Source organism: Streptomyces sp. NPDC044064, assembly GCF_056434245.1.
Window position 1 is genome coordinate 103055 of the sequence record NZ_JBWKFN010000025.1, and the last position, 12436, is coordinate 115490.

Here is a 12436-nt window from a genome sequence, read left to right on the forward strand (position 1 = left end):
CTGATCCACCGGGATCCGCGCCGCCAGCCGTGACCGGTGACGAGCACGCGGACGGGGGGGGGGGGGGGGGGGGGGGGGGGTCCCCCCCCCCCCCCCCCCCCCCCCCCCCCCCCCCCCGCCGTGCTCCCGCGCGGTCGGCGCGGTCAGCCGCCCTCCGGCCCGTTGCCCCGCGAGGTCAGCAGGATGCCCGTGACCAGATCGGGGTGGATCCGCACCGCGTGGTCCATCCCCGGCAGGGCCGCCCACGGCTGCAACAGCCCCCGGATACGGGCCAGTTCGTCCGCGTCGGTCACCACCTGCGCGTATCCCGTGACCACCACGCTCCAGCCGAGGTGGGTGTCCGGGTCGATGGCGTCGGCCTCGTAGGCCACGACGACTCCGGGGCCCTCGGCCTGCCGGGCCCGGGAGGTCAGGGCCGCGCCCTCATGGGTGCGGATGACGATGTCGCCGTTGTCCAGGACGTGGTTGACCGGGCGGACGGTGGGCAGGGCCTGACGGGTGAAGACGACCCTTCCCAGGGACACACTGCCCAGCAGCCGCAGCGCCTCGGCACGGTCGAGATCGACGCGCCGGTGCGACGCCGGATCCTTGTCAGTGATCATGGCGGGACTTCTTCGTGGGGTGCGTCGTTCGCTTCTCATCGGCCTCCGCCTCCGCCTCGGCAACGGCGTCGGGACGGGATGCGTGCGGAGCGACACCGCGGGGGATCGGTGCCGCTCCTGTGTCCACTGTCGCGCGTGCGGCGCCGCCGGGCCAGTGCCGATCGGTCCCCGTCCAGGGACCGTAGGTCCTTCGGCCAAGGTCGCCCGAAGGCACCGGCCGATGGCGGATACGGTGGTGGGGACCCGGAGGGTCCGGGTGTCCCCGCCCAGGTGACCTGGAGGAACGTGGTGGCAAGCCCCGACCGGCCCCGTGTACGACTGCCGCAGCTGAAGCTCGACGAGCTGCTGGAGGAACTGCAGGCCCGGATCGACGCGGCCCGCGGCACCCGGGACCGGGTGCACAGCCTGCTGGAGGCGGTGCTCGCCGTCGGCCGGGAGCTGGACCTGGAGCAGGCCCTGCACTCCATCGTGGAGGCGGCCGCGGTGCTCGTGGACGCGGAGTACGCCGCCCTCGGCGTCATCGGACCGGACGGCACACGGCTGTCCCGGTTCTGCACGGTGGGCGTCACCGAGCGGCAGATCGCCGAGATCGGGCCGTATCCGGCGGGCCACGGCATCCTCGGCGAACTGATCCGGCACCCGGAGCCGCTCCGGCTCGCGAAACTGTCCGAGCACCCGGCCTCGTACGGTTTCCCGCCGAACCACCCGCCGATGAACAGCTTCCTCGGCGTCCCGATCCGGGTCCGCGACCAGGTGTTCGGCAACCTGTACCTGACCGAGAAACGGGGCGGCGCGGAGTTCGACGAGGAGGACGAGTCGGTGCTGTCGACGCTGGCCGTGGCGGCCGGCGTGGCCATCGACAACGCGCGCCTGTACGAGGACTCGCGGCTGCGGGAGCGCTGGCTGCGGGCGAACGCGGAGATCACGCACAGCCTGCTGTCGGGCAGCGGACGCTCCGAGGCCCTGAACCTGATCGCCGAGCGCGCCCGGGAGATCACGGGCTCGGCCCTGGCGGCGGTCGCGCTGCCGATGGAGGACACCGAGTCGCTCGCCGTGGAGATCGCCGTCGGAGCGGACGCGCAGGAGCACCGGGGACTGGTGCTGCCGCTGCGCGACAGCCTGATGGGGCTGGCGTACTCCGCCCTCGCGCCCGTCGCGACCGACGACATCACCCAGGACGCGCGGCTCTCCCGGGAAGCCCCGAGGTTCACCGGACTCGGCCCCGCGGTCGCCGTCCCCATCGGCACGGGGGAGGGCGGTGCCCGGGGCGTGGTCCTGCTGGTGCGCGAGGCCGGCCGCCCGGTGTTCTCGGAGAACGAGACCGAGACGCTGCGGGGGTTCGCCGCGCAGGCCGCGATCGCCATGGAGCTGGCCGAACGGCGGCAGGACGCCGAGCAGATCGCGGTGCTGGAGGACCGCGACCGGATCGCCCGTGACCTGCACGACCTGGCCATCCAGCGACTGTTCGCCACCGGTATGACACTGCAGAGCGCGGGCCGTTTCATCGAGCACCCGGAAGCCTCCGAGCGGGTTCTGCGGGCCGTCGACGACCTCGACGAGACCATCAAGATCATCCGGTCGACGATCTTCGGGCTGCGGGCGCGCGAGGGCGGCGCCGGGAGCGGACTGCGGGCCAGGGTCGTCCGCGCGGCGGGGGAGGCGGCCCCGCTGCTCGGCTTCGCGCCGAGCGTGCGTATGGAAGGGCTGCTGGACACCGACGTGCCGCGCGAGATTGCCGACCATGTCGTGGCCGTGCTCTCCGAGGCCCTCACCAATATCGCCCGGCACGCCCACGCCGACCGGGCCCAGGTCGTCCTGCGGACCGACGGCCACGAGGTGCTCCTGACGATCGCGGACAACGGCGTGGGCATCCCGTCCGGCGGCCGCCGCAGCGGGCTGCGCAACATGGCCGAGCGGGCGGACCAGCTGGGCGGACACCTCGCCGTGTCCGGGAGCGGGGGCGGCGGCGCCACACTGGAGTGGCGGGTGCCGCTGCCGGTCCGGTAGGCGGCGGGCCCGTGGCCCGCTGAATCGGGCCCCCGGGTGGGGCCATCCGGCCCATGCGGCAGCCGGGCCCGCGGCGGCACCTTGGGGGTCCCCCCGGACCGCCTCCGAGCACCCTGGAGGACGCCATGAACGGCACTCCGACCGTGGTGAACGACGTAATGACCCGCACGGTCGTCGCCCTGCGCACGGGAGCGGCCTTCAAGGAGATCGCGCGGACCATGCGGGAGTGGCACGTGAGCGCCCTTCCGGTGCTGGACGGCGGTGGACGCGTTGTCGGCGTGGTCTCCGAGGCGGACCTGCTGCCGAAGGAGGAGTACCGCGAGGGCGCACCCGGCGGGTACGGACAGCTGCGGCACCCCGCCGACCTGCGCAAGGCGGACGGGGTGACGGCGCAGGAGCTGATGACCGCCCCGGCCGTGACCGTGGCGCCGGACGCGACCCTCGCCCACGCCGCGCGCGTCATGGCCCGCAGCAGGGTCAAGCGGCTGCCGGTGGTCGACGACGCGGGCGCCCTCATGGGCATCGTCAGCCGCTCCGACCTGCTGACGGTGTTCCTGCGGAACGACGAGGACATAGCCGAGGACGTCGGCCGTGAGGTCGTCACCCGGCTCTTCGGCACACGGACGGCGCCCGTACGGGTCGAGGTGCACGACGGTGTGGTCACGCTCACCGGCCGGGTCCAGGACACCGTCCTCGTACCGATCGCGACCCTGCTCGCGCGATCGGTGCCGGGTGTGGTCGACGTGCGCTGTGCGCTGACCGCCTTCAGCGACAGCAGCTTCAGCGGCAGCAGGGGGTGAAGGCCGGGGCGAGCGCCCCGGAGCCGGGAGTCACACCGGGCCACCACTGCCGTACGGGGCGTAGAGGTCGAGCAGCCGGACCCGGGAAGCGGGCAGGCGCCGAGCCACCACCCGGCCCACCCAGACCGCGATCGCCCGCCCGAAGCCGGAGTCGGCGGCACACATCTCCCGGACCGTCTCGGCGTCGAACTCCCAGGCTCGCACCGGGCTCGTCGCCTCGGCGCCCAGATGCCACAGGAAGGGCGGGAAATGCCAGGACCAGCCGACCGGTTCGCCGTGCCCGACCGACTCGATGACGGCGGGACGGCGGCCGGGCACCCGCAGGTCGAGCGCGACGCTGCCGGTCCGCACGATCCTGAAGCGGTCGGCGCGCCGGCCCTCCTCGAACAGCCGCGTCCCGGCCGCGAAGGACACCTCACGGGCGACCCGCATCAGCCGTTCACGGTGTTCGGCGGGGAGGGCCGCGTTCATTGTGGTCGTGGCCGAGGTCATCGCACGAGCTCCCTTCGTGGCGTCCGACCCCACCCTCTGCCACCCCGGAGCCCCGCGCCACGGGCCGCCCGGACCCGGCCCGGGCCCTTCGGCCCACCCCGGCGGCCCCGGGAGACGGGGAGCGGGACGCCGTGAAGGGCGGGAAGGGCTCCATCCACTTCTCGCGGATCCTGATTGCGCGGTGCACGGCCGCGAGCCGCTTCCCCGCGTCTCCAAGGGGTCCTTCCCGCCACTTCCAGCACACCACGGGAACGCCCGGTCCACCAGTGCCGCGACGTCCGGAATCGTCAATTGCCCAGAGGGTGGTTTTGAACGTGTTCAAATGCAGGCGTACGCTCCTGGCATGAGCGACAGAGCCGCCCTGCTGAAGGGCATTCGCGTCTGGTTGGTCACCTTCGTCGTGTGTCTTGTGCTCAGCGGGGCCACCGCCTTTCCGCTGGTGCATGAACTCCGGTGGACGGAGAGCGGGTTGCGGGCGCTGTCCGTGCCCGAGCTGTTGCCGGGGCTCATGGAGTGGATCTCGCGGGTGCGGGACGGGCTTGACGCCGTCGACGCCAAGTACCCCTTCGTGCTGTACGGCACCGACTGGCTGGCGTTCGCGCACCTCGTCATCGCGGTCGCCTTCTACGGGCCGTACCGCGACCCGGTCCGCAACATCTGGGTCGTGGAGTTCGGGATGATCGCCTGCGCGGGGATCATCCCGCTCGCCCTGATCTGCGGACCGATCCGGGGAATCCCCCTCTGGTGGTCGCTGATCGACATGTCGTTCGGGGTGTTCGGAGTCGTCCCGCTGTACGTCGTGCGGCGGAAGATCAAGCGGCTGGAGGCGCTGAGCGCTCCGGCTGCTGCTTGAGGGTGGCCGCGACGATGCGCTGGGCGACCGCGTTCGCCGACTCGCCCTTGGAGTCCGTGGAGTCGACCGAGTAGACGAGGGTCCGGCTCAGGTCCCGGGTGGCGGCTATCGCCGTGCTGTAGCCGTAGCGGGCACCGGACTTGAGCCAGTACACCGTTCCCTTGTACTCGAACCGTGTCAGCCCGGCGCTGTAGGTGGCGCCGGGGATGTTCGCCGGCACCGTGAACATCTCCTGCAGCTGTGGCCCGGGCACGATCCGGCCCCGGAACAGTGCCGTGATCAGCCGCTCCAGGTCGGCGGTCGTGGAGATCATGTCGCCCGCCGCCCAGCGGTCCGCCTGGTTCCAGTCGGTGACGTCCACGAACCGCGTGGTCCCGTCGGCGTTCTTCACCAGCTGGTAGCCGTGGTTGTGCGGGCCGTGGATCACCGGGTCGGAGCCGGGGAAACCGGTGTGGCTCATGCCGGCCGGGCGGAGCACCAGCCGGGTCGCCTCGTGCTCGTAGGAGTGCCCCGTCACCTTCTCGATCAGCATCCCGAGGATCGTGTAGTTGATGTTCAGGTAGTCCTGCCGGTCACCGGGGTCGAACTCCGGCCCCTTCGCCACCGCCGAGGACACCACCTGTTCCGGGGTGATCGTGTCGAAGCGGTGGGCGTACTGGTCCGCGAAGTCGTCTCCCCAGCCGTCGCCCGCCCGGATGCCGCTGGTGTGGTTCAGCAACTGCCGTACGGAGACGGGCTTGAACGCCGGAGTGAGCAGGCCGGGCAGGTAGTGCTGGACGGGCGTGTCCAGGTCGACCCTGCCCTCGGCCGCCAGCTTCAGCACGGTCGCCGCCGTCACGACCTTCGTCGTGGAACCGGCCCGGAACCGGGCGTTCGGGTCCGCCGCCCGCCCGCTCGCCAGATCGTGCACGCCCGCGCTGCCCCGCCAGGTGCCGTCGGTGCCGCCGACCCGGACCAGTGCGGCGGTCGCGTCGGCATTGGGCAGCCCGGCGAGCGCGGCCTGCAGGGCCCCGGGATCCGGGACCGTGTTCGCCGTTCGCGCGGTCACCGCGGTCACCGCGGTCACCGCGGTCACCGCGGCCGGCGCGGCGAAGGCCGGTGCCACCAGCGGGCCGGCGGCGAGGGCCAGGGCGAGGGAGGCGGCGACGACTGTGCTGCGGCTGCGCAGACGCATGGAGGCTCCTTGGGAGGATGAGGTCGGCTTTCGTGATCATCCTCGGCCGGTGCGTCAGGATCGGGATCGTCTGCAGGGAGGGGCCCTGTCCCTGACACAACCCCCATCAACCAGGGCAGGGATTAGGGCAGTTGTACGGGATGGCCCCTAGGTGTGGCGTCCGCATTCGGTCCGGAAAGGGGGCGGGGCCCGGTTTCCCGGGCCCCGATCTCACTTGCGATGGCGGTGCGTGAGCGTGGTCACGACGTTCCGCCTGTGAGCCGGTCCTGTACAGCCGGCCCGTGCCTCTGTCAGGTGTACTTGCTGGGGATCCCGCAGACGTGGAGGTGGGTGGGGTTGTCGAACCCGATCGGGTTGTTCTTGACCGGCGCGTGGAGGTCGGCGTCCGACTTGATGCCGTTGGGGAAGTCAGGCGCGCCATAGCTGTAGAAGTTGGAGCTCGACCCGCCTACGACGATGATCCCGCGGGCGGCGTACGGCCCGTTGATCGTGAAGTCGACCAGCTGAGCGGTGGAGGGGCCGTGAACGTCGAGGGTGATCGAACCGTTGTCGTTCGGGGCGTCGAAGGTGAAGGTCCCGTCGTTCACGGGCTGCTGCTGGAAGTCGAACGTGAACGCGCCGGGTCCCAGGATGTCTTCGCAGGTCGGGTGCTGGTCGTACTCGACGGGCTGCACGCCCTCGTTGCTCGGCGGCCCCGGCTCCCGAGCGGCCGACGCGGGGCTGACGGCGACGCCGAGAGCCACCGCAGTGGTCAGGCCGGCGCAGGCGAGCCGCGCTCCCCAAACCTGTGTCTTCGAACGGGTAGTCACTCGCATTACGAGCACTCCTCCTTGTCGCTTTGGTGCTTGGTGGTCCCAGGCCTCGGGCGGCACCTGGTCTCGCCCACGCGAACTCCCGGGCATTTCCTGTCGGGGCTTCGAGCGATGGGCATTCGTCCACCGCGGGGCGCCCTCGACCTTTCCACGGCACGGTGGCCTGCACGCTTTGCGACTCCTTTTCCTAGGCCATTTGAGTCCTATGAAACGACCGGAAAGGTGAAGCGGGCCGTCCGGGCATGCTGCCGACGGGTGATACGGAGTTCGGTCCCGGCCCGGGAGCTGCACCAGGAATGCCTCTAATCCATATAGTTCGCGGTACTTTCGTCACCCTCTCCCTTTTTCGGCCACCCGTGTCCCACTTCCACCCCGGGATGTTCCATGCGTCTGAGGAAAAGCACGACGAAGCTGGTCACCGCGGCCTCGACCGTGGTCCTTCTCGCGGCCGCTCCGCCCGCGACCGCTCATGGTTCGCCGGCATCCGGCGAAAAGACCTTGACCGCCGCTCCTTTGGCGACGTGGCAGACCGACGGCATCGTCTGGTCGCTCGCGTACGCACGCGGTGTCGTGTATGTGGGCGGCACCTTCGACAGCGTCCGCCCGCCGGGCGCGAAACCCGGTGAGAAGGAAGTCGCCCGGAAGAACTTCGCCGCGTTCGACGCCGTCACCGGCAAACTGCTGCCGTGCGCCCACTCCTTCACCGAGGCCGAAGGGACCGTACGGGCGCTGAAGGCGTCGCGCGACGGCAAGGTCCTGTACGTCGGCGGATCGTTCGGCAAGGTCGACAACACCGGAGTGGCCAGCGCGGTCGCGCTCAACACCGCCAGCTGCTCGCTGCGTGAGGACTTCCGCCCCGCGGTGCCGGCGACGGTCCGTGCCATTGACACCACCGACACCACGGTCTACCTGGGTGGCGACTTCACGGCCGTCAACGGCCAGACCAGGAAGAGCGTCGCAGCGCTCAGCACAAAGGGCGCCCTTCTTCCCTTCGGGGCGGACATCGACCAGCCGGTGCGGGCCGTCCTGGCCGCGCCCGATCAGGGCAAGGTTCTCGTCGGCGGCGACTTCCAGCAGGTCAACGGCGCGCGGGAACAGGAGCTGGTCGCCCTGAACCCCTCGACCGGCGCGACCGTCACCTCGTTCTCGCGGTGGCTCCCGAAGCACGTGTCGGTGAAGACACTGGCACGTGACAAGACCAACTTCTACCTCGGAGCCGAAGGGCACGGGACGGGCGTCTTCGACGGTCGCATCGCCGGCCGCCTGGCCGGCGGCAAGGCGGGCAAGATGGTGTGGAAGGACTTCTGCCAGGGTGCCACCCAGGCCGTCCTCGTGCACCACGGTGTGCTCTACAGCGCATCCCACGCCCACAACTGCGTCCGAACACCGGGAGGCTTCCCCGACGGACGCCGTCGGCACTTCCTTGCCCAGTCCGTCAAGGACAGACGCATCCTGCACTGGTTCCCCGACACGGACGACGGACTCGGGGAGTCCATCGGCCCCAGAGCGCTGGTGATGGCCAAGGGAATCCTCTGGGCGGGCGGCGAGTTCACCATGGTCAACGGCAGAGCCCAGCAGGGCCTGACACGCTTCTCGGCCGGCCCCGGGAACAGCACTCCCGAAGCAACTCCCGAGCTCACGCTCAAGAGTTCACGCGCCGGCAAGGTCACGCTCGCCTGGCAGGCCACCTGGGACCGTGACGACGCGGAGCTGACGTACCTGATCTATCGCGACGGGGTCCGTGTGGCTTCGCTGAAGAAGCGGTCGGTCGACTGGAACCTTCCGGAGATGACGTACACGGACTCCGTCACCCGCGGCTCTCGCCACCAGTACACGATCGCCGTCACCGACGGCAAGCACACCACACGCCGATCGAAGCCGCTCGCCGCGCCCGCGCCCGCGGTCGCGACCGCTCCGAAGCGATCGATGGGAGAACGGTGGTGGATCAGTCCCTTCTCCACCCAGTAGCCCTGTTCCTCAGCGCTCGAGTACGTGGCCGCCGTCGCGCAGGGCGTGCAGGGTGTCCACGCGGTTCGTGGTGATGGAGTCGACGCCCAGGTCGAGGAGACGTCGCATGGAGCGGCGGGTGTCCGGGGTCCAGACGGACAGCAGATATCCGTCGCGGTGGACGCGGGCCGCGAGGCCCCGGTCGACCAGGGAGAAGCGGTAGTTGAGCCACCGCGGGCGCACCACGTCCAGCAGTGCCGGCCGGGGCGGGGCCAGGGTCGTCCAGGTCAGGGCGATCTCGGCGGCCGGGTCGGCGGCACGGACGGCGAGCATGGCCTCGGCGTGCGCGCAGTAGTACACGCGGTCCCGCGCCCCGCTCTGCCGGACCACGTCCATCACCTGCCGCACGGTCCGGCGGTCGACCCGCCCGCACAGGTCCATCATCACCCGGCTGTCACCGGTCGCGGCCAGTGCTTCCGCCAGCGTCGGCACCCCGGCCGCCGTGAGCCCGCGTACCTCGTCCGCCGACAGCGAGCCCAGGGGCCGGTCGTGCTCCCACAGCCGCTTCAGCGTCTCGTCGTGCAGCAGCACGGGGACGCCGTCGCGGGTGAGGCGTACGTCGATCTCGACCGCGTCCGCGCCCAGGCCGAGCGCGGAACGCAGCGAGTCGAGGGTGTTCTCACGGAAGCGGTAGGGGGCGCCGCGGTGGGCCACGGCGGTCACGGTCTGCATGGCCCCCATTGTGACCATCGCGCGGTGGTCACCGCGCAGGGGTCAGGGGGCGAGCCAGGCGGTGGTGTACGTGTCGATCTCGGCCGCGATCCGGTCCTTGCCCGCCGCGTCGAGGAAGGACGCCTCCACGGCGTTCTTGGCGAGGCCGGCGATGCCCCGCTCGTCGAGGTCGAGGAGGCGGGCGGCCACCGCGTACTCGTTGTTGAGGTCGGTGCCGAACATCGGCGGGTCGTCGGAGTTGATCGTGACCAGCACGCCGGCCCGGGTGAACTCCTTGATCGGGTGCTCGTCCAGGGTGCGGACCGCGCGGGTGGCGATGTTGGAGGTCGGGCAGACCTCCAGCGCGATGCGGTGCTCGGCGAGGTGGGCGAGCAGCTCGGGGTCCTGTGCCGAGCTGGTGCCGTGCCCGATCCGCTCGGCACGCAGCTCGGTGAGCGCGTCCCACACCGTCTCCGGGCCGGTCGTCTCCCCGGCGTGCGGGACGGAGTGCAGGCCGGCGGCGATGGCCCGGTCGAAGTACGGCTTGAACTGCGGCCGGGGCACACCGATCTCGGGCCCGCCGAGCCCGAACGACACCAGGCCCTCCGGGCGGATCCGGTCGTCGGTGGCGAGGCGGGCGGTCTCCTCGGCGGACTGCAGACCGGCCTCGCCCGGGATGTCGAAGCACCAGCGCAGCACGGTGCCGAACTCGGCCTCGGCCGCCTTGCGCGCGTCCTCGATCGCGGCCATGAAGGCAAGCTCGTCGATGCCGCGCCGGGTCGAGGAGAACGGGGTGATGGTCAGCTCGGCGTAGCGCACCTGCTGGCGGGCCAGGTCACGGGCCACCTCGAAGGTCAGCAGCCGGACGTCCTCCGGGGTGCGGATCAGGTCCACGACGGACAGGTACACGTCGATGAAGTGCGCGAAGTCCGTGAACGTGAAGTAGTCGGCCAGCGCCTCGGGGTCGGTGGGGACCTTGGAGTCGGGGTGGCGGGCGGCCAGTTCCGAGACGATACGGGGGGAGGCGGAGCCGACGTGGTGCACGTGCAGTTCGGCCTTGGGCAGTCCGGCGATGAAGGCGTGCAGATCGCGGTCGGTCAAGGGTTCCTCCCCGGGAACGGCGCCCGTGGAGCGAGGTCCGTCGTCCGGGCGCGGGTGATCGGCTGATCGATGAATCGGGATCATCGTAGGCCCCGCCCCGCGGCGGCCGGACCCGCGCCGTAGCATGTTGGGACGACGATCACAGGGGGGCCTGAGCGATGTCCGACGAGGTGCCACAGCCGACGCCGCGGGAGCACGGCGCCGGGGACGAAGCCGAGCCGCCCCGGGTTTCCCTGGACAAGGGGAGCGGGGAGCGAGAGGCGCCCGGGCGGCCCACGGAAGCGGAGCCGGCCGACGGACAGCCGGGAGCGGCGCAGTCCGTGAGCGCGGATCCGTGGACGTCTCCGGCCGGCGGGCAGGGAGCCGGTGACACGGTCTTGTCCGGCGCGCCGGGAACCCCGGCACAGCCGCCGCACCCGTCGGTCCACGACCAGCAGACGATCGCCTCCCTCCCCACCTCGGACGCGCCTGCCGAATCGGTCCCCCCGGCGTGGGCCAGGCCGGCCGACCCGTACGCCCCTGCGGCCTCCGCACCGCCCGCCGAAGCCCCGGCGAACCCCTTCGCACCCCCGGCCGCCGTGCCGCCCGGTGCAGCGCCGACGAACTCGTATGCACCCGCCGCGAACCCGTTCGCACCCCCGGCGAACCCTTTCGCTCCGCCCGCTGCCGGCAGTCCGGCGCCCCCCTACGCCCCTCCGGCCGCCTCCGGCGGCCCGTACGGGCCGCCCATGGCATCCCCGCTCCAGCCCCAGGAGGCGGCCCCCGTACCCCCGCCGCCCATGTCCCCCGACGGCCCCGGACAGGTGCCCTACGGCTACCCGGCCCAGCAGCCGCAGCCCGGCTACGGCGGACCCGGCATCCCGTCCTACCCCGCGGCGGGCGGCTACGGCTGGCCGGGGCTGCAGCCGCAGCCGAACAACGGCATGGGTACGGCGTCCCTGGTGCTGGGCATCCTGGCGACGGTCGGTTTCTGCGCCTGGCCGCTGGCCCTGGTGATGGGTGTCGTGGCGGTGATCCTCGGCGCCCTGGGCCGCGGCAAGGCCCGCCGGGGCGAGGCCACCAACCCGGGCGTGGCCCTGGCCGGGATCATCTGCGGCGGCGCCGCCATCGTCCTGGTACTGGGCCTCTTCGCCTTCTTCATCGCGGTCTACAAAAGCTGACCGCCCGACGACCGCTCTGCCGCCCCGGCCCGCTCACCCCCGCCGGGACCCCGCAGGATCACGCCCCGGTCAGCCGCTCCCGCGCCTCCATCAGCGCGAAACCCAGCAGGTTCGGTCCCTGCCAGCGCTCGGGGTCCGAGGCCGCCTCGTCGTCCGCGGCGAGGCCGATGCCCCATATACGGTCGACGGGGCTCGCCTCCACCAGGACGCGGTCGCCGGTGTTCAGCAGGAACGCCCGGAGGGCTTCGTCCGACCCGAACTTGTGGACGCTGCCCTCGACCACGATCCGGAAGCGCTCCCGCTCCCACATCGCGTCGTCGAAGTCGCGCACCAGCCGTCCCGCCTTCTTGGCCCCGGCGGGATGACCCGCGGCCAGCACTCGGCGCTCTGCCTCCGGGTCACCGAACAGCCGCGCCTTGCCGGCCATCATCCAGTGCTCGGCCGTCGCGTAGTGCACACCGTCCACCACGAAGGGTGACGGCCACCACTGGCTGAGGCAGCTCGCCCCCAGCCGGCCGTCCGGCCGCGGACGGTGCCCCCAGAAGTGGAGGTACTTGATGCGGGCCCCTGTCTTCACTTCCCTGATCAGGGCTTCCACCCCGTCGATCTTTCCCATGCACGCGAGTGTGGCACGCACCACTGACACTCCGTCCGCCGTTTTCCGTGCCGACTCGACACCTGGTCGACAGATTCCGTCGCGTAACCAAAAGGCAACAACGGAATCACTTGTTGGAGTCCTATTGCTCTGTCAGGATCGGCACTCAAATCGAGCTGGAG

At 71.5% G+C, this 12436-nt stretch carries 12 protein-coding genes; 5 read left to right on the top strand and 7 right to left on the bottom strand.

Annotated elements, in window-relative coordinates; translation table 11 throughout:
* Nucleotides 1–143: 143 nt before the first annotated feature.
* A complete protein-coding gene (locus AC07DS_RS33490) occupies nucleotides 144–602 on the bottom strand; it encodes a pyridoxamine 5'-phosphate oxidase family protein (RefSeq protein ID WP_479151421.1) in 459 nt (152 codons plus the stop codon).
* A gap of 288 nt (nucleotides 603–890) precedes the next feature.
* Between AC07DS_RS33490 and AC07DS_RS33495 the strand changes: the two genes are divergently transcribed.
* Complete coding sequence (locus AC07DS_RS33495) at nucleotides 891–2609, top strand: sensor histidine kinase (RefSeq protein WP_479151423.1); 1719 nt, start codon at nucleotides 891–893, stop codon at nucleotides 2607–2609.
* 125 nt (nucleotides 2610–2734) lie between these two features.
* Nucleotides 2735–3409 carry a CBS domain-containing protein gene (locus AC07DS_RS33500; RefSeq protein WP_479151425.1) on the top strand — a complete coding sequence of 225 codons (675 nt, stop codon included), beginning with the start codon at nucleotides 2735–2737 and terminating at the stop codon, nucleotides 3407–3409.
* A 30-nt stretch (nucleotides 3410–3439) separates the two neighbouring features.
* Here AC07DS_RS33500 and AC07DS_RS33505 read toward each other — a convergent pair whose 3' ends face one another.
* Nucleotides 3440–3901: a Crp/Fnr family transcriptional regulator gene (locus AC07DS_RS33505; protein WP_479151427.1), complete on the bottom strand. Its 462-nt coding sequence runs from the start codon at nucleotides 3899–3901 to the stop codon at nucleotides 3440–3442.
* A gap of 343 nt (nucleotides 3902–4244) precedes the next feature.
* Here AC07DS_RS33505 and AC07DS_RS33510 point away from each other — a divergent pair, with 343 nt between their 5' ends.
* On the top strand, nucleotides 4245–4754 hold the full coding sequence (locus AC07DS_RS33510) for a hypothetical protein (RefSeq protein ID WP_479151429.1): 510 nt from the start codon (nucleotides 4245–4247) through the stop codon (nucleotides 4752–4754).
* Here AC07DS_RS33510 and AC07DS_RS33515 read toward each other — a convergent pair.
* Entirely contained in the window at nucleotides 4714–5928 is a 1215-nt protein-coding gene (locus tag AC07DS_RS33515) for a serine hydrolase domain-containing protein (RefSeq protein ID WP_479151431.1), read from the bottom strand. The two genes, AC07DS_RS33510 and AC07DS_RS33515, sit on opposite strands and share 41 nt — an antisense overlap.
* Nucleotides 5929–6218: 290 nt before the next feature.
* Nucleotides 6219–6737 carry a hypothetical protein gene (locus tag AC07DS_RS33520; RefSeq protein WP_479151432.1) on the bottom strand — a complete coding sequence of 173 codons (519 nt, stop codon included), beginning with the start codon at nucleotides 6735–6737 and terminating at the stop codon, nucleotides 6219–6221.
* Between the two features lie 387 nt (nucleotides 6738–7124).
* Between AC07DS_RS33520 and AC07DS_RS33525 the strand changes: the two genes are divergently transcribed.
* Complete coding sequence (locus tag AC07DS_RS33525; RefSeq protein ID WP_479151434.1) at nucleotides 7125–8708, top strand: fibronectin type III domain-containing protein; 1584 nt, start codon at nucleotides 7125–7127, stop codon at nucleotides 8706–8708.
* 9 nt (nucleotides 8709–8717) lie between these two features.
* Here the strand turns inward: AC07DS_RS33525 and AC07DS_RS33530 are convergent, their stop codons facing one another.
* Together AC07DS_RS33530 and AC07DS_RS33535 are read right to left on the bottom strand one after the other, a co-directional pair.
* Nucleotides 8718–9419: a glycerophosphodiester phosphodiesterase gene (locus AC07DS_RS33530; protein ID WP_479151435.1), complete on the bottom strand. Its 702-nt coding sequence runs from the start codon at nucleotides 9417–9419 to the stop codon at nucleotides 8718–8720.
* 42 nt (nucleotides 9420–9461) lie between these two features.
* Entirely contained in the window at nucleotides 9462–10583 is a 1122-nt protein-coding gene (locus AC07DS_RS33535) for an adenosine deaminase (RefSeq protein ID WP_479151437.1), read from the bottom strand.
* 644 nt (nucleotides 10584–11227) lie between these two features.
* Here AC07DS_RS33535 and AC07DS_RS33540 point away from each other — a divergent pair.
* Complete coding sequence (locus AC07DS_RS33540; RefSeq protein WP_479151439.1) at nucleotides 11228–11659, top strand: DUF4190 domain-containing protein; 432 nt, start codon at nucleotides 11228–11230, stop codon at nucleotides 11657–11659.
* 58 nt (nucleotides 11660–11717) lie between these two features.
* On the opposite strand, the gene AC07DS_RS33545 is transcribed toward AC07DS_RS33540, so the two are convergent.
* Complete coding sequence (locus AC07DS_RS33545; protein ID WP_479151441.1) at nucleotides 11718–12275, bottom strand: NADAR family protein; 558 nt, start codon at nucleotides 12273–12275, stop codon at nucleotides 11718–11720.
* Nucleotides 12276–12436: the final 161 nt, after the last annotated feature.